The organism is Sphingobium sp. 15-1 (genome assembly GCF_013375535.1).
Classification (GTDB): Bacteria; Pseudomonadota; Alphaproteobacteria; order Sphingomonadales; family Sphingomonadaceae; genus Sphingobium; species Sphingobium aromaticivastans.
On record NZ_JABXJG010000001.1, the window covers coordinates 2,412,732 to 2,434,560 of the forward strand.

The 21,829-nt window shown below is 66.5% G+C and carries 22 protein-coding genes; 12 read left to right on the top strand and 10 right to left on the bottom strand.

The window, feature by feature from the left end; all coding sequences use genetic code 11:
- Nucleotides 1-28 precede the first annotated feature (28 nt).
- The 3 genes from pheS to HUK72_RS11495 are packed head-to-tail and all read left to right on the top strand — an operon-like array spanning nucleotide 29 to nucleotide 4,333.
- The gene (pheS, locus tag HUK72_RS11485) at nucleotides 29-1,195 is read left to right on the top strand and encodes a phenylalanine--tRNA ligase subunit alpha (protein WP_176596887.1); all 1,167 of its coding nucleotides are present in this window, start codon (nucleotides 29-31) and stop codon (nucleotides 1,193-1,195) included.
- Nucleotides 1,192-3,606, top strand: a complete 2,415-nt coding sequence (pheT, locus tag HUK72_RS11490; protein WP_176596888.1) for a phenylalanine--tRNA ligase subunit beta — start codon at nucleotides 1,192-1,194, stop codon at nucleotides 3,604-3,606. Before pheS ends, pheT begins: the two co-directional genes overlap by 4 nt.
- Nucleotides 3,607-3,616: 10 nt before the next feature.
- Nucleotides 3,617-4,333 (top strand): DUF4386 domain-containing protein, encoded by a 717-nt coding sequence (locus HUK72_RS11495; RefSeq protein ID WP_176596889.1) that lies wholly within the window; start codon nucleotides 3,617-3,619, stop codon nucleotides 4,331-4,333.
- On the opposite strand, the gene HUK72_RS11500 is transcribed toward HUK72_RS11495, so the two are convergent.
- Nucleotides 4,278-4,805, bottom strand: coding sequence for a hypothetical protein (locus tag HUK72_RS11500; protein ID WP_176596890.1), 528 nt, complete (start codon nucleotides 4,803-4,805; stop codon nucleotides 4,278-4,280). The two genes, HUK72_RS11495 and HUK72_RS11500, sit on opposite strands and share 56 nt — an antisense overlap.
- A 98-nt stretch (nucleotides 4,806-4,903) precedes the next feature.
- Here HUK72_RS11500 and HUK72_RS11505 point away from each other — a divergent pair, with 98 nt between their 5' ends.
- Entirely contained in the window at nucleotides 4,904-5,788 is an 885-nt protein-coding gene (locus HUK72_RS11505; protein WP_176596891.1) for an aldose 1-epimerase family protein, read from the top strand.
- Nucleotides 5,789-5,918: 130 nt separating this feature from the next.
- Entirely contained in the window at nucleotides 5,919-7,484 is a 1,566-nt protein-coding gene (locus HUK72_RS11510; protein WP_176596892.1) for a peptide chain release factor 3, read from the top strand.
- Between the two features lie 176 nt (nucleotides 7,485-7,660).
- Here HUK72_RS11510 and metW read toward each other — a convergent pair whose 3' ends face one another.
- Nucleotides 7,661-8,248, bottom strand: coding sequence for a methionine biosynthesis protein MetW (gene metW / locus HUK72_RS11515; protein WP_176596893.1), 588 nt, complete (start codon nucleotides 8,246-8,248; stop codon nucleotides 7,661-7,663).
- Nucleotides 8,245-9,381, bottom strand: a complete 1,137-nt coding sequence (locus tag HUK72_RS11520; RefSeq protein WP_176596894.1) for a homoserine O-acetyltransferase — start codon at nucleotides 9,379-9,381, stop codon at nucleotides 8,245-8,247. Before HUK72_RS11520 ends, metW begins: the two co-directional genes overlap by 4 nt.
- Nucleotides 9,382-9,447: 66 nt before the next feature.
- Between HUK72_RS11520 and HUK72_RS11525 the strand changes: the two genes are divergently transcribed.
- The 3 genes from HUK72_RS11525 (at nucleotide 9,448) to HUK72_RS11535 (ending at nucleotide 12,584) form a co-directional block, all read left to right on the top strand.
- On the top strand, nucleotides 9,448-10,398 hold the full coding sequence (locus HUK72_RS11525; protein ID WP_176596895.1) for a 2-hydroxyacid dehydrogenase: 951 nt from the start codon (nucleotides 9,448-9,450) through the stop codon (nucleotides 10,396-10,398).
- 183 nt (nucleotides 10,399-10,581) lie between these two features.
- Nucleotides 10,582-11,679 carry a histidinol-phosphate transaminase gene (hisC, locus tag HUK72_RS11530; RefSeq protein WP_176596896.1) on the top strand — a complete coding sequence of 366 codons (1,098 nt, stop codon included), beginning with the start codon at nucleotides 10,582-10,584 and terminating at the stop codon, nucleotides 11,677-11,679.
- Complete coding sequence (locus HUK72_RS11535) at nucleotides 11,679-12,584, top strand: prephenate/arogenate dehydrogenase family protein (protein WP_176596897.1); 906 nt, start codon at nucleotides 11,679-11,681, stop codon at nucleotides 12,582-12,584. The genes hisC and HUK72_RS11535 overlap by 1 nt, the downstream gene beginning before the upstream one ends.
- A gap of 125 nt (nucleotides 12,585-12,709) precedes the next feature.
- Here HUK72_RS11535 and HUK72_RS11540 read toward each other — a convergent pair whose 3' ends face one another.
- Genes HUK72_RS11540 through ftsE form a run of 4 tightly spaced genes read right to left on the bottom strand, consistent with a single transcriptional unit; the run spans nucleotide 12,710 to nucleotide 15,556 of the window.
- Nucleotides 12,710-13,405: a 1-acyl-sn-glycerol-3-phosphate acyltransferase gene (locus tag HUK72_RS11540; protein WP_176596898.1), complete on the bottom strand. Its 696-nt coding sequence runs from the start codon at nucleotides 13,403-13,405 to the stop codon at nucleotides 12,710-12,712.
- 11 nt (nucleotides 13,406-13,416) lie between these two features.
- Entirely contained in the window at nucleotides 13,417-13,947 is a 531-nt protein-coding gene (locus tag HUK72_RS11545; RefSeq protein ID WP_176596899.1) for a YdcF family protein, read from the bottom strand.
- Nucleotides 13,944-14,846, bottom strand: a complete 903-nt coding sequence (locus HUK72_RS11550) for an ABC transporter permease (protein ID WP_176596900.1) — start codon at nucleotides 14,844-14,846, stop codon at nucleotides 13,944-13,946. The genes HUK72_RS11545 and HUK72_RS11550 overlap by 4 nt, the downstream gene beginning before the upstream one ends.
- Nucleotides 14,846-15,556 carry a cell division ATP-binding protein FtsE gene (gene ftsE / locus HUK72_RS11555; RefSeq protein ID WP_176596901.1) on the bottom strand — a complete coding sequence of 237 codons (711 nt, stop codon included), beginning with the start codon at nucleotides 15,554-15,556 and terminating at the stop codon, nucleotides 14,846-14,848. Before ftsE ends, HUK72_RS11550 begins: the two co-directional genes overlap by 1 nt.
- Before the next feature lie 168 nt (nucleotides 15,557-15,724).
- On the opposite strand from ftsE, the gene HUK72_RS11560 reads away from it, so the two are divergent.
- A complete protein-coding gene (locus HUK72_RS11560) occupies nucleotides 15,725-16,558 on the top strand; it encodes an MJ0042-type zinc finger domain-containing protein (protein ID WP_176596902.1) in 834 nt (277 codons plus the stop codon).
- Nucleotides 16,559-16,664: 106 nt separating this feature from the next.
- Here the strand turns inward: HUK72_RS11560 and HUK72_RS11565 are convergent, their stop codons facing one another.
- From HUK72_RS11565 to HUK72_RS11575, 3 genes are read right to left on the bottom strand one after another with little or no spacing between them, the layout of a single operon-like run.
- Nucleotides 16,665-17,570, bottom strand: coding sequence for a pirin family protein (locus HUK72_RS11565; protein ID WP_176596903.1), 906 nt, complete (start codon nucleotides 17,568-17,570; stop codon nucleotides 16,665-16,667).
- On the bottom strand, nucleotides 17,567-18,274 hold the full coding sequence (locus HUK72_RS11570; protein WP_176596904.1) for a glutathione S-transferase: 708 nt from the start codon (nucleotides 18,272-18,274) through the stop codon (nucleotides 17,567-17,569). Before HUK72_RS11570 ends, HUK72_RS11565 begins: the two co-directional genes overlap by 4 nt.
- A gap of 51 nt (nucleotides 18,275-18,325) precedes the next feature.
- Entirely contained in the window at nucleotides 18,326-18,613 is a 288-nt protein-coding gene (locus HUK72_RS11575) for a BolA family transcriptional regulator (protein ID WP_176596905.1), read from the bottom strand.
- Between the two features lie 44 nt (nucleotides 18,614-18,657).
- Here HUK72_RS11575 and HUK72_RS11580 point away from each other — a divergent pair, with 44 nt between their 5' ends.
- The 3 genes from HUK72_RS11580 (at nucleotide 18,658) to cobS (ending at nucleotide 21,815) form a co-directional block, all read left to right on the top strand.
- The gene (locus HUK72_RS11580) at nucleotides 18,658-19,275 is read left to right on the top strand and encodes a J domain-containing protein (RefSeq protein WP_176596906.1); all 618 of its coding nucleotides are present in this window, start codon (nucleotides 18,658-18,660) and stop codon (nucleotides 19,273-19,275) included.
- A 156-nt stretch (nucleotides 19,276-19,431) separates the two neighbouring features.
- Nucleotides 19,432-20,718: an Hsp70 family protein gene (locus HUK72_RS11585; protein WP_176596907.1), complete on the top strand. Its 1,287-nt coding sequence runs from the start codon at nucleotides 19,432-19,434 to the stop codon at nucleotides 20,716-20,718.
- Between the two features lie 89 nt (nucleotides 20,719-20,807).
- Entirely contained in the window at nucleotides 20,808-21,815 is a 1,008-nt protein-coding gene (cobS, locus tag HUK72_RS11590) for a cobaltochelatase subunit CobS (protein WP_066552930.1), read from the top strand.
- The last annotated feature ends 14 nt before the right edge of the window (nucleotides 21,816-21,829 follow it).

The following is a 21,829-nucleotide window of genomic DNA, read 5'->3' on the forward strand; positions in this document are numbered from 1 at the left end:
CGGGAATGACGAGTTAGTGAGACAGTAGATGACTGAGATTGCCAATCTGAAAGCCGGCCTGATTGCCGACATCGCCGCCGCCGACACGCTGGAGGCGCTGGAAGGCCTGCGGGTCGGCGCGCTGGGCAAGAATGGGGTGGTGACGGGGCTGCTCAAGACGCTGGGGCCGATGAGCCCGGAGGAGCGGCTGGAGAAAGGCCCGCCGATCCAGGATCTGCGCGAAAGCGTGACCGCCGCGCTGGCCGACAAGAAGGCGGCGCTGGAGCAGGCGGCGCTTGATGCGAAGCTGGCGGCCGAGAAGATCGACATGACCCTGCCCGCCGAGATCGGCCCGCAGGGCTCGGTGCATCCGGTGAGCCAGGTGATGGACGAGCTGGCGGAGATTTTCGCGGACCTGGGTTTCTCCGTCGCGACGGGGCCGGAAATCGAGGACGACTGGCATAATTTCACCGCGCTCAACATCCCGGAGACGCATCCGGCGCGGGCGATGCACGACACCTTCTATTTCCCATACAAGCAACGCAAGGACGAGGACCGCCCGGAGGCGCTTCTCAACAAGCTTGCGAGCAATGAAAATCCGGCTCCCATGCTGCTCCGCACCCATACCTCGCCAGTCCAGATCCGGACCATGAAGGCGGTGTCGGAGCGAACCGGCGGCAAGGGCGAGCCGATCCGCATCATCGCGCCCGGCCGGGTCTATCGCTCGGACAGCGACGCCACCCATACGCCGATGTTCCACCAGATCGAGGGGCTGGTGATCGACAAGGGCATCACCCTTGGCCACCTCAAATGGACGCTGGAGACCTTCCTCAAGGCTTTCTTCGAGCGGGAAGACATCGTGCTGCGCCTGCGGCCGAGCTATTTCCCCTTCACCGAACCGTCGGTCGAGGTCGATGTCGGCTACACCCTCACCAACGGCCAGCGGGTGATCGGCGGCGACGGCGATGCGCCGGGCGGCGGCTGGCTGGAGGTGCTGGGCAGCGGCATGGTCAATCGCCGGGTGATCGAGGCGTGCGAACTGGACCCGGATGAATGGCAGGGTTTCGCTTTCGGCACCGGCGTCGACCGGCTGGCGATGTTGAAATATGGGATGAACGACTTGCGCGCTTTCTTCGACGGCGATCTGCGCTGGCTGAAACATTATGGCTTCTCGGCGCTGGATGTGCCGACGCTGAGCGGGGGAGTGGGCGCATGAAGTTCACGCTGAGCTGGCTCAAGACGCATCTTGCGACCGATGCCGATCTGCCGACGATCCTCAAGGGGCTGACGAACATCGGCCTGGAGGTCGAGGGCGTGGAGAATCCGGCGGAGAAGCTGGCCCCCTTCCGCATCGCCCGCGTGCTGACCGCAGAGCCCCACCCGCAGGCGGACAAGTTGCAGGTGCTGACCGTGGATGCGGGCGACGGCGCGTTGCAGGTCGTGTGCGGTGCCCCCAATGCGCGGGCCGGTCTGGTCGGCGTGTTCGGGACCGAGGGCGCGGTGGTGCCGGTCAACGGCATGGTGCTCAAGAAGACCGCCATACGCGGGGTCGAATCCAACGGCATGATGTGCTCGTTCCGGGAACTGGAGCTGGGCGAGGATCATGACGGGATCATCGAGCTGAACCCGGATGCGCCAGTCGGACAGGTCTATGCGCAATGGGCCGGGCTGGACGATCCGGTCATCGACGTGTCGATCACGCCGAACCGGCAGGACTGCATGGGCGTGCGCGGCATCGCCCGCGATCTGGCGGCGGCGGGTCTCGGCACGCTGAACGCCATCGTCGTGCCGGCCGTCGAGGGCGTCGGGCCGGGACCGGACGTGCGGACCGAGGATGTCGATGGTTGCCCCGCTTTCTTCGCGCGGACCGTGCGCGGCGTGAAGAACGGCGCGTCGCCCGAATGGATGGCGAAGCGGCTGAAGGCCATCGGGCAGAAGCCGATCAGCACCCTGGTCGACATCACCAACTATATCATGATCGACCTCGGCCGGCCGCTGCATGTCTATGACATGGCGGCGCTCAAAGGGCCGCTGGTGGCGCGCAAGGGTCGCCCCGGCGAGCAGGTGCTGGCGCTGAACGGCAAGACCTATACCGTCGACGAGACGATGACCGTGATCGCGGACGATGAGGCGGTGCACGACATTGGCGGCATCATGGGCGGCGAGCATTCGGGCGCGCAGGACGCCACGACCGACGTGCTGATCGAATGCGCCTATTTCACGCCGGAGCGGATCGCGGTGACGGGCCAGAAGCTGGCCCTGACCTCCGACGCGCGCGGGCGGTTCGAGCGTGGGGTGGACCCGGCTTTCCTGGACGACGGGCTGTCGATCGCGACCTATCTGGTGACGGAGCTGTGCGGCGGCACGCCCAGCGCAGCGACCTATGCGGGCGCGCCGCCGGTCGCGGTCAAGACCGTGACCTATGAGCCGAGCCAGTGTCTGGCGCTGGCCGGGGTCGATGTGGCCGAGGGCGAGCAGAAGCGCATCCTCGAAAGCCTGGGCTTCGGCGTTCAGGGCAATGACTCCACCTTCGAATATCAGGATGGCGTGCCGGTGACGACGCCTGCCAACTGGACGGTGAGCGTGCCGAGCTGGCGGCGCGACATCGACGGCTGGCCCGACATTGTCGAAGAAGTGGTGCGCATCGTCGGGCTGGACCAGGTGCCCTCCACCCCCCTGCCCCGCGCGCCGGGCGTCGCCAGGCCGACGGCCACGAGCGAACAGCTTATCGAGCGGCGGGTGCGGCGCACGGCGGCGGCGCGAGGACTGGCCGAGGCGATCAACTGGTCCTTCATTTCGGAGAAGGAAGCGGCCTCCGTCGGGGGCGGCGACTGGGCGCTGGCCAATCCGATTTCCGAAGACCTGAAGGTCATGCGGCCTTCGCTGCTGCCCGGCCTGCTGTCGGCCACGCGGCGGAACATGGATCGCGGCGCGGCTTCGGTGCGGCTGTTCGAACTGGGACGGCGCTATTTCACGGACAAGGAGCGGGCGACGGTCGGCTTCGTGCTGGCGGGCGAGAAAACGCCACGCGGCTGGCAGACGGGCAAGGCGCAGGCCTTCTCCGCCTTCGACGCCAAGGGCGAGGTGATCGCCCTGCTGGCGGCGGCGGGCGCGCCGGTCGGCAATCTGCAAAGCTATGGGGAGGCTTCGGCCGCCTATCATCCGGGCCAGTCGGGCACGGTGCGGCTGGGGCCGAAACTGGTGCTTGCCGAATTCGGCGTGCTGCACCCCAGCCTCGCCAAGCAGTTCGGCTTGACCGGCACCGTCGTCGCGGGCGAGATCTTCCTCGACGCCATTCCGCCCAAGCGCGCCAGCGGCTTCATGCGCGCGCCCTATGCGCCGCCGGCCTTGCAGGCGGTGAAGCGCGACTTCGCCTTCGTCATCGATCAGGCGGTCGACGCCGATGCGCTGGTCCGCGCCGTCCGGAATGCGGACAAGAAGGCAATCGTCGATGCGCGGCTGTTCGACCTGTTCGTCGGCCCCGGCGTGGAAGAAGGCAAGAAGAGCCTGGCCGTCGAGATCACCCTGCAACCGGGCGAGAAAAGCTTCTCCCAGGAAGAGCTGGACGCGATCAGCGCGGCGGTGGTGAAGGCCGCCGAAAAGCTGGGCGGCACGCTCCGGGCTTGAGAGGGCGCGCATGAAGCTGTTCGCCGGGGTTGAAGGGCAGGCGCGGCTCGCCGGGCTTTTCACCCTTGGCGCAATGGGCGCGCGCGTTTTTGGCGATGCGGTGGTGCGGGCGGCCTTGGTCGTGCCGGGCAATGGGCGCGAGACGGCGCGCAATATCGCTGACTATCCCTGGCTCTATCGGGTCGGGGAAGCCGCCGATGTCGCGATGTTGTGCGCGATGATCGTGGCCACCGCGCTGCTCTACGCGCTGTTTGCGCCCGTGGCGCGCAATCTGGCGCGGGTGGCGGCGCTGATGTCGCTGAGCGGGATCACCACGCTGGCGGCAAGCGGCCTCATGACCATGGCGCCGCTGGTCCTGCTCGACGGCGCGCCGCATCCGGGGATCGGCACGGCGGAGGCGCATTCGCTGGTGCAGCTTGCCCTTGCGCTGGGCCAGGCGGTTCAGGGGGTCGGGCGCATCTTCATCGGGCTTTATCTGCTGCTGGCCGGGCTGCTCGCCTTTCGCTCCGGCCGGCTGCCCAGGGCGGTCGGCATCGGGCTGGCGCTGGGCGGGCTGATCCAGGTGACGGTGCGATCGGCCGCGCTGATCGCGCCGGACCTGGCCGATGCGACCGTGATTCAGGCGGACATAGTGGCGCTGCTGGCGGAAGCGGCGTTTGCGCTGACGCTGCTTATTTCGGGGGCGCGTCCCCGGCCTTTTCCTGCGCGGTCGGCGGCGGACTCATGATCTTGCAGCCCCTCTCCGACGCGATCCCGCGCAGATAGCCGCGCCGGGCGATGCCGGCGGTGACGGCGGCTTCCAGGCGGCGTTCGGCGGGAGCGGCGCCGCTGATCTCCCGCACCAGACCGCGAAAGGGGATGATCGAGTTGACGATCGTCTTGCCGACCGCCTCCGCGATCTTGCCCGTGCGGTTCTCATTGGCCTGCCTGCCCGTGGTGAAGTCAGCGCCCAGGACGCCGTTCAGTTCGTCCAGCGACGCCTTCAGCGCCGTGCAGGTGCGCGGCGCGGGGCGCTTATAGGGGTCTTCGACCGCCTTTTGCAGCACCTCGGGAATCTTGTCCTTGTCGATGCCCACGTCGCGCGCGGGTTGGGTGGCGATGCTGCCGGCCTTTTTGAGAGTGTCGTCCTTCTTCTCCTGTTCCTGCGCCAGAGCGGCGGTCGAGAAGAGCAGCGGCGCGGCCGCGAATATCCATTTCATCCCTTTTCCTCCCGGACTTCCAACCATTTGACATAGGACGTGGTTCCCGGCCCGCTTCGCCGCTATGCCGGTGCGTGGCAATGGGAGATTCTCGACGCATGGCGGACGAATATATCGGCATCGGCTCGGACGGCCTGAGCGCCAGCATCCATCCCCTGGGCGCGGAGCTATGGTCGCTCAAGGACGGGCAGGGGCGCGAATTGATGACGGATGCCGATCCGCGCTGGTGGGCGGGGCATGCGCCTTTGCTCTTTCCCTTTGTCGGGCGGTCGCGGGGCGACGCCTATCGTTTCGAAGGACGGGATTATCCGATGCCGCAGCACGGCTTCGCCCGGCTGAGGCATTTCGCGGCCGTGGAACGAAGCGCCGACGCAGTGACCTTCCGGCTGGAGGCGGACGCGGAGACGCGGGCGGTCTATCCCTTCGATTTCCGGCTGGACATGCGCTTTGCGGTCGAGGGGACGACGCTGCGGATGACGGCGACCGTCGGCAATTTAGGCGCATCCGACATGCCCTTTTCCTTCGGCTATCATCCGGCCTTTGCCTGGCCGCTGCCCTATGGCGGGGCGGTGGAGGACCATCGGGTGCTGTTCGAGAAGGCGGAGCCCGCGCCGATCCGCAAGGTGGGGGAAGAGCCGGGCCTGATCGCGCTGGAAAGCGTGGCGACCCCGGTCGAGGGGCATGTATTGACGCCGACTTATGCGATGTTCGAAGGCGACGCGCTGATCTGGGACCGGCTGGAAAGCCGCAGCCTGTTCTGGGGCGTGCCGGGCGGCAAGGGGCTGAGGATCGATTTTCCCGATACGCCCTGGCTGGGGCTGTGGCAAAGGCCGGGCGCGCATTATCTCTGCGTCGAGCCCTGGGCGGGGATGGCCGATCCGGTCGGCTTCGAAGGCGATATTTGGGAGAAGCAGGGGATCATGCGGCTGACGCCGGGGGAGGAACGGCGGTTCCGGATGGACGTGACGGTGGTGGTGGGCTGATGCCTCTGTTCTTTTCCGTCATTCCCGCGTAGGCGGGAATCCATCTCCCGGCCTTGCTGCTTGTTGCCGACGCAGGAGATGGATCCCCGCCTTCGCGGGGATGACGAATTTCTAGATAGAATGAAGTTTCATGAGCATTCCTTCCCGCCGTACCTTCGCCATCATCTCCCACCCCGACGCGGGCAAGACCACGCTGACCGAAAAGCTGCTGCTGGAAGGCGGCGCGATCCATCTGGCCGGGGAGGTCAAGGCGCGCGGGGCGAACCGGCGCGCGCGGTCGGACTGGATGAAGATCGAGCAGCAGCGCGGCATTTCCGTGACCAGCTCGGTCATGACCTTCGAGCGGGACGGGGTTACGTTCAACCTGCTCGACACGCCGGGGCACGAGGATTTTTCCGAGGACACCTATCGCACGCTGACGGCTGTGGACTCGGCGGTGATGGTGATCGACGCCGCCAAGGGCATCGAGCCACAGACGCGCAAGCTGTTCGAGGTGTGCCGGTTGCGCAATGTCCCCATCATCACCTTCGTCAACAAGGTCGACCGCGAGGGGCGCGACGGCTTCGCCCTGCTGGACGAGGTGGCGGACGCGCTGGCGCTGGACGTGTGCCCGATGAGCTGGCCTGTGGGCATGGGCGCCGATTTCGAGGGGATTTACGATTTCGCGAAGAACCGGCTGCGCCAGCCCTCGGGCGCGAGCAAGGAGTTTGAGGGGAAGGAAGCCTTTTTCTCCGGCATCGACGACGACGCGCTGGCGGACTCGCTTTCGGAGCGGGGATTGGCGCGGCTGCGCGAAGAGGCGGAACTGGCCGTGGGCGGCTATGCCGATTTCGATCTGACCGCCTATCGCCATGGCGATCTGACGCCGGTCTATTTCGGGTCGGCGCTCAAGCTGTTCGGCGTGACCGAGCTGATCGACGCGCTCGCCGCCCATGCGCCGCCGCCCCGCGCCCAGCCCGCCGAACCCGCGCCGATCGAGCCGGAGAATAGCGAAGTCACCGGCTTCATCTTCAAGGTGCAGGCCAATATGGACCCGCAGCATCGCGACCGGATCGCGTTCATGCGGCTCTGTTCGGGCAAGTTCCGGCGGGGCATGAAGCTGACGCCGAGCGGCAGCGGCAAGCCGATCGCGGTGCATTCCCCCATCCTCTTCTTCGCGCAGGATCGCGAGATTGCGGATGAGGCCTTTCCGGGCGACATCATCGGCATTCCCAACCACGGGACGCTGCGGGTCGGAGATACGCTGTCGGAAAAGGCGGCGGTGCGGTTCACCGGCCTGCCCAACTTCGCGCCGGAAATATTGCGGCGCGTGGCGCTGAAGGACCCGACCAAGACCAAGCAGTTGAGGAAAGCGCTGGACGACCTGTCCGAAGAGGGCGTGATCCAGGTCTTCTATCCGGAGATCGGCAGCAACTGGATCGTGGGCGTGGTCGGGCAGTTGCAGTTGGACGTGCTGATTTCGCGGCTGGAGGCGGAGTATAAGGTCGCCGCGGGGCTGGAAGCCTCCCCCTTCGACACGGCGCGGTGGATTTCCGGGGAGGATGCCGCGATCAAGGATCTGGTGTCGTTCAACGGCGCCAACATGGCCAAGGATCGCGACGGCAATCTGGTCTTCATGGCGAAAAGCGCCTGGGACATCGGTTACCAGCAGGAGCGCCACCCCAAGGTCAAGTTCAGCGCCACCAAGGAGCGTTGAGCGCGGTACAACCGAATTTGGCCAATTCCTGCCATTAAGCGCGCCGTGCTCCTGCGCAGGCAGGAGCCCAGTCCTGCCTTCAGTGTGTCATCGCAACACCTAAACTGGGCTCCTGCCTGCGCAGGAGCACGGTGTACTTCAAGGAAAGCGGACGGTCCGCTTTCCACCCCTCCCGCTCACCACCGCAGCAGGAACACCGCATGTTCCGCGAACAGATTGGCGTTCGCATGGGTGGTTTCCCGGTCGCCCTTCAGGAACCATTGCCCATCGATGGTCCAGCCGCGTTCCTTCACCAGCGCGCGGAAATCGTCGACCGTGACATGGTGGATGTTGAGCGTGTCATACCATGTGTCGGGCAGCAGCCGCGTCACCGGCATCCTCCCGCCCCAGAACAGCGACAGCCGCCCGCGCCAATGGGCGAAATTGGGAAAGGAGACGAAGGCCTGCCTGCCGATGCGCAGCAATTCCTCCACCACGCGGTCGGGCCGGCGGGTGGTCTGGAGCGTCTGGCTCAATATCGCATAGTCGAAGCTGGCTTCGGGATAATAAGCAAGGTCGGTGTCGGCGTCGCCCTGCACCACCGACAGGCCCCGGCCCACGGCGGCGGCGACATTGCGCGGATCGATTTCCAGGCCACGGGCATCCACCTGCTTGGCGTCGCGCAACGCCGCCATCAGCGCGCCGTCGCCGCAGCCGACATCGAGGATGCGGGCGCCGGGGGTGACGGTGCGGGCGATCAGGGCAAGGTCCGGGCGCAGGCTCATGCCCGGCCGCCCTTCAGGAAGCCGTCGACCACGCGGTTGAGTTCCGGGCATTCCAGCAGAAAGGCGTCATGGCCGAAGGGGCTGGACAGTTCGACGAAGCTCGCCTGCGCGCCGCTGGCGTTGAGGGCGTGGACGATCAGACGGGATTCCGCCGTGGGATAGAGCCAGTCCGTGTCGAAGCTGACGAGGCAGAAGCGCGCCCGGGAGGCTGCGAAGGCTTTGGCAAGGCTGCCGCCATGATCCTCCGCAATGTCATAATAGTCCATGGCGCGGGTGATGTAGAGATAGGAGTTGGCGTCGAACCGCTCGACGAAGCTGAGACCCTGATGGCGCAGATAGGATTCCACCTGGAAATCGGCGTCAAAGCCGAAGGTCTTGGCGTCTCTCCCCTGCAACCGCCGCCCGAATTTCTCGGTCAGGCCCGCTTCGGACAGATAGGTGATGTGCGCCGCCATGCGCGCCACCGCCAGCCCCGCGCTGGGGATCGCGCCGTCGGCATAATAATCGCCGCCGCGCCAGTTGGGATCGGCCATGATCGCCTGCCGCCCAACTTCGTGGAAGGCGATATTCTGGGCGCTGTGGCGGGCGGTGGACGCGATGACGATGCAGCTTTCGACGCGATCGGGATAGAGGGTCGGCCAGCTAAGCGCCTGCATGCCGCCCATCGAGCCGCCGATGACCGCATGGAGCCGGTCCACACCCAGATGATCGAGCAGCATCGCCTGCGCCCGCACCATGTCCGCGATGGTGATCACCGGGAAACGCATCGCATGGGGTTCGCCAGTCGCGGGATCGAGGCTGGCGGGGCCGCTGGAGCCCATGCAACTGCCGATGACATTGGCGCAGACGATGAAATGACGAGCGGGGTCGACCGGCTTGCCCTCCCCCACCAGCCGCCACCACCAGCCCGGCTTGCCGGTGACGGGATGGTCCGACGCGACATATTGGTCGCCGGTCAGCGCATGGCAGATCAGGATGACGTTGGACCGGTCCGCATTCATCCGCCCATAGCTTTCATAGGCGATGTCGACCGGCCCCAACGCCGCGCCGCTGTCCAGCCGCAGCGGACCGTCGAGGCGGGCCTGGCGGCGCAGGCCGAAACGGATGTCATCGGAAAAGGATGCGCTGGCCATAGGCTTCCGGGCTAGGACCGGCGCCGAAGTCTGTCAATCGGCCGTCCTTTGACCTACAGCCGGGCCATGACCGATCATGCCGCCATCCCCATCGTCACCTATGGCCCGCTCTATCCCTATCTGGACGAGGCGCTGGCCCGGCGCTTCGCCGTTCATGCGGTGGCGGCGGACGCCGATCCGGATACGCTGCCGCCGGCCGTGCGGGAGGCGCGGGCGCTGGTCTCCTTCGGGTCGGTGGGCGCCTCCGCCGCGATCATGGACGCCTTGCCGAAGCTGGAGATGATCGGGCTGTTCTCGGTGGGTTATGACAAGGTCGATGTCGATCATGCGCGGTCCAGGGGCATCCGCGTCACCAACACGCCCGATGTGCTGACCGATGACGTGGCCGATCTGGCGGTGGGGCTGCTTTTCGCAACAGTGCGCAATATCGCGGCCAATGACCGGATGGTGCGCGCCGGGGAATGGGTGCGGGGGGTGAAGCCCGCGCTTTCTGGGCGGGTGACGGGACGGCGGATCGGCATTTTGGGCTTGGGCCGGATCGGCCAGGCCATCGCCCGGCGGCTGGAGCCGGTGGCGGGGGAAATCCTCTATCACAACCGGCGAGCGGTGGCGGATAGCGCCTATCGCTATGTGGCCGATCCGCTGGACTTTGCGCGGGAGAGCGATGTGATCATCGTGGCGACATCGGGCGGGCCGGAGGCGCGCAGGCTGGTCGACGCGGCGATGTTGGAGGCGCTGGGGCCGGAGGGGGTGATCGTCAACATCAGCCGGGGCAGCGTGATCGATGAGGAGGCGCTGGTGGCGGCGCTGGCGGAAAAGCGCATCGCAGGCGCGGGCCTCGACGTGTTCGTGGACGAGCCGCATGTGCCCGAAGCCTTGTTCGCCATGGATCATGTGGTGCTGCAACCCCATCAGGGCAGCGCGACGGTCGAGACGCGCAAGGCGATGGCTGATCTGGTGCTGGCCAATCTGGATGCCTGGGCGGCGGGTGAGCCTTTGCTGACGCCGGTGGTGTGAGGGAGAGTTAATAGAAAATATGCTCCTGCGAAGGCACTCGAACGAGACAAGTGGTTCGTGAGAGTCCAGTCCCGCCCTCTGAACTGGGTTCCTGCCTTCGCAGGAACACGGCGACATCATTCGGCACCCTGTTGCCGCTCCAAGCGCTTTGCGTTTCGCTTCGATGACGCTAAAGCGCGGCGCATGACAAAGCCTGCTCCCAAAGACTGGATTCTCGGTATTTCGCCCTATGTACCGGGCAAGTCGGCCGCCGATGACGGCCGCCTGCTGGTGAAGCTGTCCGCCAATGAAAATCCACTGGGCACTGGGGAAGCGGCGCGGGCCGCTCTGGTGGCGGCGACGGCGGATCTGGCGACCTATCCCGATCCGAGCGCGGCCAAGCTGCGCGAGGCGATCGCAGCGGCGCATGGGCTGGACCCGGCGCGGGTGATCTATGGCACCGGGTCGGACGAATTGCTGCATATCGCGGCGAGCGCCTATGCCGGGCCGGGGGACGAGGTACTCTACGTCCGCTACGGCTTTTCGGTCTACGACATCGCGGCGCGGCGCGTGGGGGCGACGCCAGTCATCGCGCCGGACGCCGATTATGCGACCGATGTGGATGCGCTGCTCGCGGCGGTGACGGAGAAGACCAAGGTCGTCTTCCTCGCCAATCCCAACAACCCGACCGGCACCATGACGTCGCGGGAAGAGATTGCGCGGCTGCATGCCGGTCTGCGGCCCGACATATTGTTCGTGCTGGATCAGGCCTATGCCGAATATCTGGACGGTGACGAGGATGATGGCGGGCTGGAACTGGCGAAGAATGCCGCCAATGTGTTCGTGACCCGGACATTTTCGAAGATTTACGGGCTTGCTGCCGAGCGGATCGGCTGGGGCTATGCCAGCGCCGAGGTGATCGACGTGCTGCACCGCATCCGCGCGCCATTCAATGTGACGACGGCGGGGCAGGCTGCGGCGGTGGCGGCGGTCAACGACAGCGCCTGGGTCGAGGCGAGCCGGGTGCATAACCGGCAATGGCGCGAATGGCTGGCGGCTGAGGTGGCGTCGCTGTCCAACCATGGGCTGCACGCCGTGCCGAGCAAGGCGAATTTCATCCTCATCCTGTTCGACGGCAGGCTGACCGCCGAGGCGGCGATGAAGGGGCTGTGGGACGAAGGCTTCGCCACCCGCTGGTTGCCGGGGCAAGGGCTGCCCAACGGGCTGCGGATCACCATCGGCACCGAAGATCAGGTGCGCAAGGTCGCGGCCAAGCTGCGCGCCATGGCGGAAGCGGCCTGATGCTGCCCTTTTCCCGCGTCACGATCATCGGGCTGGGGCTGATCGGCTCGTCGCTGGCGCGGGCGATCCGCGAAGCCATGCCGACGGTGCGGGTGACGGGCTATGATGCCGATGCGGGCGTGCGGGAGATAGCGCGGGCGATCGACCTGTGCGACGACGTCACCGATACGGCGGGCGCGAGCGTGACCGATGCCGATCTGGTCATACTGTGCGTGCCGGTGCGGGCCATGGGCGCGGCGGCGGCGGAGATTGCCGACGACCTTCCGGCCGAGGCGATCGTCAGCGACGTGGGTTCCTGCAAGGCCGATGTGCTGGCGCAGTTGAGCGCGGCGCTGCCGGGGCGCACCGTCATTCCGGCGCATCCCGTCGCGGGAACCGAGAATAGCGGGCCGGAGGCGGGCTTCGCCTCGCTGTTCCGGGGCCGGTGGTGCATCGTGACGCCGCCCGCCGACGCCGATCCGGCGGCGGTGGAGCGCGTGTCCGAACTGTGGCGGCGCGTGGGCGCGGATGTCGAGACGATGGACCCCGCGCATCACGATCTGGTGCTGGCGGTGACGAGCCATCTGCCGCACCTCATCGCCTATACCATCGTCGGCACCGCCAGCGACCTGGAGGATGTGACCCAGTCGGAGGTGATCAAATATTCCGCCGGCGGCTTCCGCGACTTCACCCGCATCGCGGCGTCCGATCCGACCATGTGGCGCGACGTGTTCCTGGCGAACAAGGATGCGGTGCTGGAGATGCTCCAGCGCTTTTCCGAGGATTTATCGGCCTTGCAGCGGGCGATCCGCTGGAATGACGGGGATGCGCTGTTCAACCTGTTCACCCGGACGCGGGCGATCCGGCGCTCGATCATCGAACAGGGACAGGACGATCCCAAGCCGGATTTCGGGCGGAGTCATTAAAGTGCAGCGGCGTGTTCCTGCGAAGGCAGGAACCCAGTCCCGCCCGCGCTGATTCACGCAACCTCTGAACTGGGTTCTCACGAGCCACTTGTCTCGTTCGAGTGCCTTCGCAGGAGCACGGCAGTTTATAAAGGCCCGTTCAGCGCATTGATCGCCGCATGCACGCGGGCTTCCGCCTCGCGACGGTCGAGGCCGGGCGGGACGATCTCGCCCACCTTGTAGGTGATGGTGCCGCTGCGCTTCATGAACTTGCCGCGCGGGGAAACGCGGCCGCTGTCGATCGCGATCGGCACCACCGGCAGGCCCAGCAGCGCATAGAGCCCCGCGAAACCGGCGCGCAAGGGCGGGCTTTCGCCATGGGGAACGCGGGTGCCCTCCGGGAAAAGGCAGACGGCGCGGCCCTGCGCCGTCGTCGCTCTGGCGGCGGCGCGCAGGGCGCGCAGGGCGCTGGCCCCGGCGGTGCGCTCGATCGGGATCAGGCCGTAGCGGCGGGCGATGCCGCCCCAGAACGGAATGTCGAACAACTCCCGCTTCGCCGCAATCGCCGGGCGATCCAGCAGGCAGAGCAGATCGATCGTCTCGAACATCGATTCATGCTTGAGGATATAGAGATACGGGCCTTCCGGCAGCGCCCCTTCCACCTTGACCTTCTGCCCCAGCAGCCAGCGGGCGCAGGCGCGGTGGAAGCGGCTCCATGCCGTGGCGATGGCCGGGATCGATCGGGGCGCGACCAGATTGCTCGCCATCGCCGCCAGCACGAACAGCGCCGATCCGACGTAGAAAGCCAGCATGAAGGCCAGGGATCGCAGGGCGGTGAGCATCGCAGAAACCGTCAGATACCGATCAGCGCCGCGGCCCGGCGCAGCAGATATTTATTATATTCCCGCACCAGGATCATCAGACTGGGGCGGCTGGGCACGGCGTCGTAGACCAGCGTGACCCGGCCCGGCAAGGCCTGCCGCAACTCCAACGCGGATCGGCGCATATGCCAGTCGGTGGTGATCAGCCGCACCGTCTTGAAGTCGCGCCGCTCCAGCCAATGGGCGGTCTCTATGGCGTTGGAGCGGGTGTCGATGGCTTCGCGGCCGAGCGTGATGCAGCAGGTGAAGAGCCGTTCGGGCGCCTTATATTGCGCGGCCAGTTCGGACGGACGGACCGATCGGTCGACGCCGGAGATCAGCATCCGCTTGGCCGCGCCGTCTTGAAGCAGGGACAGGCCCCGGTCGATCCGCCCCGCGCCGCCGGTCAGCACGACGATGGCGTCTGTCTGGCGCCCGTCCAGCGGCTGCGGCAGAAAGATCGCGAACCACGCGAAGCCGAGCATCCACCCCAGCAGCGTCACAGCGATGAAGCGGACGATCATAGCAGCCGCCCCAATGACCGCAGCACGGTCCAGCGCGCCGCCAGCGTCGCCAGCAGCACGCCACCGACAGGCAGCGCGGCCAGGATCGCCCAGTTTGTCCACGGCAGATGGATGGCGCTCAGCAATTCCGATCCGGTCGCCAGCAGCCGCGCCCCCAGCAGCAGGATCACCAGCAGCGCCACGGTGAAGCCCAGCGCGCCGCCGAACAGCGCGTCCAGGCCGATGCGGCGCTGGAACAGCCGGGCGATCTGCACATCGGTCGCGCCCATCAGATGCAGCACGTCGATGGTGCCGCGATGGCTGTCATGCGCGGCGCGGGCGGCCAGCACCACCACCGCGCCGGTCGCCAGCGTCATCAGCAGCACGATCCCCGCCGCCAGCCAGCCGAGCGCGGACAACAGGCCCGCGAGCGGCGCGAGGAAGGCGGCATGGGGCTCGATCCGGATTTTGGGCGAGACGGCGCCGAGCCGGCGGCGAAGACGCTCGATCTTCGCATCAGTCTGACCGGGGGTGAGCTCGATGTCGATCAGCGCCGGGATCGGCAGGTCGCCGCTCGCCGCGTCCTGCCCCAGCCAGGGGCGGATCTGATCGGCCAGGGTCGACGCCGCGACGGGATTGACGGCGCGGACAGTGGCGACCTTGCGCAATGCGCCCGACACGCTGGCGCTCAGCCGGTCGCGCTGCTGCGCATCGGCTTCGACGATCTGCACCGTGGCGCGTCCGGCAAGGTCCGCGCCCATCGCCTTCACCGCCGCGCCCAGGCCCAGCCCAGTGGCGGCGGAAAGCACCGTCAGGAACATCATGATCGCGATGATCCACGGCATCGGCCCGGCCACCCGCCCCTCCGGCAGCAGGCGATGGCGCGCGGCTGCGGCGGCGCGGCGATCCGAACCCGCCATCAGCCGGCCACCTGCGGCCGGGGCGGATAACGCAGCGATCCGGTGGGGTCCGACAGGCGGCCCTTGTCCAGCTTCATCATCTGCGCGGCGGACACCTGCGCCATCAGCGGCAGGTCGTGGGTGGCGACGACGATGGTGGTGCCCAGCCGATTGAGCGCCTCGAACAGAGTGAGCAGGCGGCGAGCCATGTCCGCGTCGACGTTGCCGGTCGGTTCGTCCGCCACCAATATTTCCGGGCGGCCGATGACGGCACGGGCGATGGCGACGCGCTGCTGCTCCCCGCCCGACAGGGTGGCGGGGCGCGCCTGACCGCGGTCGCCCAGGCCGACCCAGTTCAGCATCTCGCTGACGGGGGCGTCGATCTCGCCTTCCGCCAAGCCCGCGACCCGCAGCGGCAGGGCGATATTGTCATAGACCGACAGATGCGGAACCAGCCGGAAATCCTGGAACACCACGCCGATGCGGCGGCGGAAGCCGGGCAGGCGCTTGCGGGGCAGCGTCACCACATCCTCCCCGAACAGGCGGATGACGCCCCGGCTGGGCCGCTGGGCGAGATAGAGCAGCTTCAGCAGCGAGGTCTTGCCCGCGCCCGACGCGCCGGTCAGGAAATAAAAGCCGCCGCTGGCCAGGGAAAAGCTGACGTCGGACAGCGTCTCGCTATCCAGACCATAGCGCAGGCCGACATTTTCGAACTGGACGATGGCCGACATGCGTCAATTTCAGCGCCTGCGCGCTCCCTGCTTCCCCGATGGCTTAGCCATGGCACAGCGGACGGGCGGACGTAAAGCCCATCCGGCCTGACTCCGCGAGTCGCGCCCGGATGGACCGGCATGTTGAAGCCGCTTGCCCTCGAATCCAACTCATGCCTATGAAGCGTCATGATCCTGGTGTGTCCCAATTGCGCCACGCGCTATATCGTGCCGGACAGCGCCGTCGGCCCGAACGGCCGCCAGGTTCGCTGCGCCGCCTGCAAACATAGCTGGTTCCAGGAAGGGGCCGCGCTCGCCCCGCGCGAGGAAGCGCTGGTGACGGCGGGCGCGCCCGAAGCGGTCGCGCCGCCGCCACCTCCGGCACCACCACCTCCCCCGCCGCCCTCACCACCTCCCCCGCCGCCGGTGGAGGAAACCGTGGCGCCCCCGGTCGAGCAGGAAGAAGCGGAGCCTGTCGCCTCGCAGACGGACGCGCCGGTTGCGGCCAAGCGCGATTACCGGTTCGACGATATTTACGGCCGCGCCCAAGCGGAGGCGCAGGACGATGAGGCGGAAGCCGAACCCGCCCCGGTCAGGCCGCGCCGCAACCGGCTGAAGATTTGGACCTATGCCGCGCTGGCCTTCTGCCTTGCGGTGGGGGCCGCGGGCGGCGCGCTCTGGTATTTCGGCACGCCAAGCTGGGCGGTCAATCTGGGGCTGGTGCCCGAGGAAGGCGATCCGGACCTGCTCTTCTATCTCTCCAAGCCCGCCGAGCGGCGCAAGCTGCCGACCGGGGAGGAATATTTCGCCTTCGGCGCGCGGATCGTGAACAGCGGGAAGCAGACGCTGCCGGTGCCGCCGGTGCTGGTGCAGCTCCGCGACCGGCAGAACCGGCTGGTGTTCAGTTGGACGACCAAGGCGGATCGCATCAGCCTGAAGCCGGGCGAAGAAGCGTCGATCAACGAGAGCCGGATCGACATTCCGAAAAATGCCGAGAATCTGTCGCTGACCTTCGTGCAGTGATTCGATCGTCGTTCCCGCGGAGGCGGGAACCCATCTCCTGAACGCGCCGCTTGGGACGACTTATGGGAGATGGATCCCCGCCTTCGCGGGGATGACGGTCTGAAAATCAGGGATAGCTGATCGTCTTCGGCCGTCCCTGCGGAATCGGAATGAATTCCTGATCGTCGCCGGGGATCAACGGAAAGCGCATGGCTTCCCAATCCTCGCGGGCCTGCATGAGACGATCCGTCGTGGAGGACACGAAATTCCACCAGACATGGCGGGGCGTGCGGAACGCTTCGCCGCCGCACAATATGACCCGGCCGCCATCCACGCTCATCAACGTCGCTTTGATGCCGGGCCGCAGGACGTAGAGCGTCTGCGGCTGGAGCATCGCGCCGTCCAGCGCCGCATCGCCGCCCGAGACATAGATCGCCCGTTCCTCCGCATCCGCATCGATGGGGACGGAACCGCCGGGGGAAAGCTGGATGTCGGCATAGATGGTGTTCGCATAGGTGGTGACAGGCGACGTCTGGCCCCAGAGATTGCCCATGATCACCCGCGCCCTAGCCTGGCCGCAATCGACGATGGGCAGGCCGCCTTCGCTGACATGCTCGAAGGCCGGGTCCATCTCCTCCTGGCTGTCGGGAAGCGCCAGCCAGGTCTGGATGGCGGAGAGTTTCGAAAGCTTCACGCGCTCCGCATCCGGCGAGCGTTCGCTGTGGACGATGCCCTTGCCCGCCGTCATCAGGTTCACCGCGCCCGGCTCGATCAACTGCTCCGTGCCCAGAGAGTCGCGGTGGAGGAAGCTGCCCTCATACATGTAAGTGACGGTGGCGAGGTTGATGTGCGGGTGGGGACGCACGTCGATCCCTTGCCCCGGCTCTATGCGGGCGGGCCCGGCCTGGTCGAAGAAAATGAAGGGGCCGACCATGGTGCGTTCCTTCGCCGGCAGCGAGCGATGGACCCGGAAATCGCCCAGATTATGGCTGGTCGGCGTGATGGTCTGGATGATCGGGTCGGTCAGGGTCATGCTGCGTCCAGTTCGGGATAATGGCGGAATATGTCTTCGTTGGTGAAGGGCAGGCGCCGGTCACTCGCCAGATAGTCCTGCAATTCGGGCAGCGCCGCAACCCGGTCATGCAGATCGGACAGGCGCGGGAAGGAGGGCGTCAGCGTCGCCATGCGCAGCGGAAAGGCATAGCGCAACCCCGCGATCAGGTGGAAGAGCGAGAGATCGGCATAGCTCCAGCTTCGGCCCGCCAGCCAGTCGCCCGTCTCCGCGCTCAGCGCATGTTCGAAATAGGTCAGGAATTTGGGGATGCGGCCGGCGCGAAAGCCTTGGGCGATGCGCAGCGCTTCGGCCTTCTGATCCTCATAATAGAGATGGGCGCCGACCGGATGATGGACGTCATGCGCTTCAACCACCATGTCCATGATGGTGAGCTGAACCTGCGCCAGCCAATAGCGGGACTTCAGGCCGGTCGGGCCGCATTCATGGCGTTCAGCGAGATAGAGCAGGATATTGGCGGTCTGCGCCACGGTGCGGCCGTCCGTCACCAGATAGGGCGGGGCGAAGGCGGGACCGGCGTCGTGGCGCTCCATGTCCGCCATCAGCGCTTCGTCGCCGTCAGTGCGGGCGCGGTCGCGATAGGCGATGCCGCACGCCTCCAGCGTCAGCCGGACGAACTCCCCGCGGCCGGGGATGGTGGACCAGTACCAGAAATCATAGGCCATGGGTTGCGCCTCCTTCGACGGCGGCACAACGCTCGAAGCGGCGCTATGGTGTCATGCCTCGCCGGGAGCGCGGGCCTTGATCGCGAGGGCGTGGACCTTGTCGCGCAGCAGGTCGGAAAGGGCGGCGTTGACCAGCCGCTGGCGGGCGACCCGGTTCTGGCCGGTGAAGCGGTCCGACACGATGTCCACGGTGAAGTGGCTTTCGCCCGATCCGTCATGCCCGGCATGGCCGCGATGCTTCTCGCTGTCGTCGATCACGGCGAGCCGTTCGGGGGCAAGGGCGGCGCGCAGCCGGGCTTCGATTTCGGTGGCCACGGGGCCTTTAACAATCTCGGTCATGGCGCCTATATAGGCCCTTTGCCCGCAGTTGCATCAGGACAATCTTGACCAGCGATCCCTTCTCGACCCGGCGTTTCAACCGTTTCCATGGCCGCGTGGAAAGCGACCGCCCCTGCGCGGTGCCCGGCTGCCCGGAACCCGGCGAGTTTCGCGCGCCGCCGCTGGAAGGGAGCGGGGCGAACCGGGAGGGACCAAATTGGCGCTGGCTGTGCTTGGACCATGTCCGGGAATTCAACCAGGGCTATAATTTCTTCACCGGCATGAGTCCGGATGAGATCGCCGCCGCCCAGCGCCCCTATGCGGGGTGGGAGCGGGAGACGCGGGCCTTTTCCTCCAACGCCGCCAGCCCGCCGCCCAAATGGTCCGATTTTCAGGACCCGCTGGACGCCATCGGCGCCAAGTTCAAGGAACGGGTAGCAAAGGCGCGAGCCGACAGCCAAATGCGGCAGGACGGGAAATTCCTGTCGCGGGACGACCGGCGGGCGCTGGAGGTGATGGGGTTGCCGATCGACGCGGACCGCAAGGCGCTGCGACAGCGCTATACCGAATTGCTGCGGCGCTTTCATCCCGATCATAATGGCGGCGACCGGAGTCATGAGGCTTTGTTGCAGGGGGTGATCGAGGCTTATCAATTGTTGAGGAAGGCAGAGGCTTTCGCTTGAACTCAACATCGTCGTTCCCGCGCAGGCGGGAACCCATCTCCCAAGCGTTCCGCGTTATGCAACGTCAGGAGATGGATTCCCGCCTGCGCGGGAATGACTTGTGATTGGTTCATTGCGCTGCCATAGGCGCCGACCCTTCCTTCCCCGGAGATTTCCATGACAACCCGCGCCCTGGGCCTCGATTTCGGCACGACCAACAGTGTGGCCGCGCTCGCCGGCGAGGGCGGATCGGACCTGGTGGAATTTGCCGGCAAGGAAGCGGCCGGCGCGGTGTTCCGCTCGGCGCTCTGCTTCTGGCATGACAGCGCCGTGAAGGGCGGCATGGCCCATGAAGCCGGACCCTGGGCCATCGCGGAATATCTGGAATTCCCCGAGGACAGCCGCTTCCTGCAAAGCTTCAAGTCAGTCGCCGCCAGCCCCATCTTCGAAAGCGCCAGCGTGTTCGAGAAGCGCTTCCGCTTCGAGGAACTGGGGCAGATGTTCCTCTCCCGCATGGTCGGCCATGCGGGCGGCGCGCTGGACCGGCGGCCGGAGCGGATCGTGGTCGGGCGGCCGGTGGAATATGCCGGATCGCGGCCCGACGAAGCCCTCGCCCGGCGGCGCTATGACGCCATGTTCGCGGGCTTCGGGGACGAGATTCATTATGTCTACGAGCCTTTGGGCGCCGCGTTCAGCTATGCCAGCCGGCTGACCGAGGCGGCGACGATCCTCGTCGCGGACTTTGGCGGGGGCACCAGCGACTTTTCCATCGTGCGGGTCGAGGCGCCGGGGGCGGCGCGGCGTTGCGTGCCGCTCGGATCGGCGGGCATCGGCCTTGCCGGGGATCGCTTCGACTATCGGATCGTCGATCATCTGGTGCTACCGATGCTGGGCAAGGGCGGAAGCTACCAGAGCTTCGGCAAGGAGCTGGAGATTCCGCGCAGCTATTTTGCCGATTTTGCCGACTGGTCGCGGCTGGCGCTGATGCGCAACCGGCGGACCATGGACGAGCTGGCGCGCTTGCAGAAGGCCGCCCATGATCCCGACGCCATCGGGCGGATGATCACGGTGATCGAGAAGGAATTGGGCTATCCCCTCTACGATGCGGTGGGATCGCTCAAGCGGCGATTGTCGGAGGCGGAGAGCGCGACCTTCCGCTTCGAAGGCGGCGGACTCGCCATCGAAAAGGAGGTGACGCGCGCCGATTTCGAAGGCTGGATCGCGCCCGACATCGCCCGGATCGAGGCGACGGTGGACAAGGCGCTCGCCAAGGCAGGCGTGACGGCCGATGCCATCGACCGGGTGTTCCTGACGGGCGGGACTTCGCTGATCCCGGCGATCCGGCACATTTTCGACCGGCGCTTCGGGAAAGACCGTATTGCGACGGGCGGCGAACTGACCTCTATCGCCCATGGACTGGCGCTGATCGGGCAGGAGGCCAATTTGGCCGAATGGGCTGCTTGATCCCGGCGGCTTAAGGCTCCACTCTATCGACATGCCTGTCCCTGATGGTTAGGGCAGTGCCGACCAGACCGTTCAAAGAGACAAGACAAATGACCGACATCCCGAACGTCCAACCCGATACCCGCGCCGAAACGCTGTTGGCCTCGCCCGACCGCGAAGTCGATGCGCGCGACGTGTTCGGCATCGATGTCGACATGAAGATCCCGGCCTTTTCGGAAGCCGATGAGCGGGTTCCCGACCTTGACCCCGCCTATGTGTTCGATCCGGACACCACGCTCGCGATCCTGGCGGGCTTTGCCTATAACCGCCGTGTGATGGTGCAGGGCTATCACGGCACCGGCAAGTCGAGCCATATCGAACAGGTCGCGGCGCGCCTGCGCTGGCCGTGCATCCGCATCAACCTGGACGCGCATATCAGCCGTATCGATCTGGTCGGCCGCGACGCCATCGTCCTGAAGGACGGGCAGCAGGTGACGGAATTCCGCGAAGGCCTGCTCCCCTGGGCGTTGCAGCGGCCGGTCGCTTTGGTGTTCGACGAATATGATGCGGGCCGCCCGGACGTGATGTTCGTGATCCAGCGCGTGCTGGAAACAGACGGCAAGATGACTTTGCTCGACCAGAATCGGGTGATCCGGCCCAATCCCTGGTTCCGTCTGTTCGCGACCGCCAATACCGTGGGTTTGGGCGACACGACCGGCCTTTATCACGGCACGCAGCAGATCAACCAGGGCCAGATGGACCGCTGGAACCTGGTGGTGGCGCTGAACTATCTGCCCGCCGCGACCGAGGCGCAGGTGGTGCTCGCCAAGTCCGGCGAGTACGACCATGAAGGCGGCCGCAAGGAAGTCGAGAATATGATCAAGGTGGCGGAACTCACCCGCCAGGGCTTCATCAACGGCGACATCTCGACCGTCATGAGCCCACGCACCGTGATAAGCTGGGCGCAGAATGCGCTGATCTTCAAGAATATCGGCTTCGCCTTCCGCCTGAGCTTCCTCAACAAATGCGATGAGGCGGAGCGGCCGCTGGTGGCCGAATATTATCAGCGCGTCTTCGGCAAGGACCTGCCCGAAAGCGTCGCGCACCGGGCGGCCTGAGCGCCGCAGGGAGG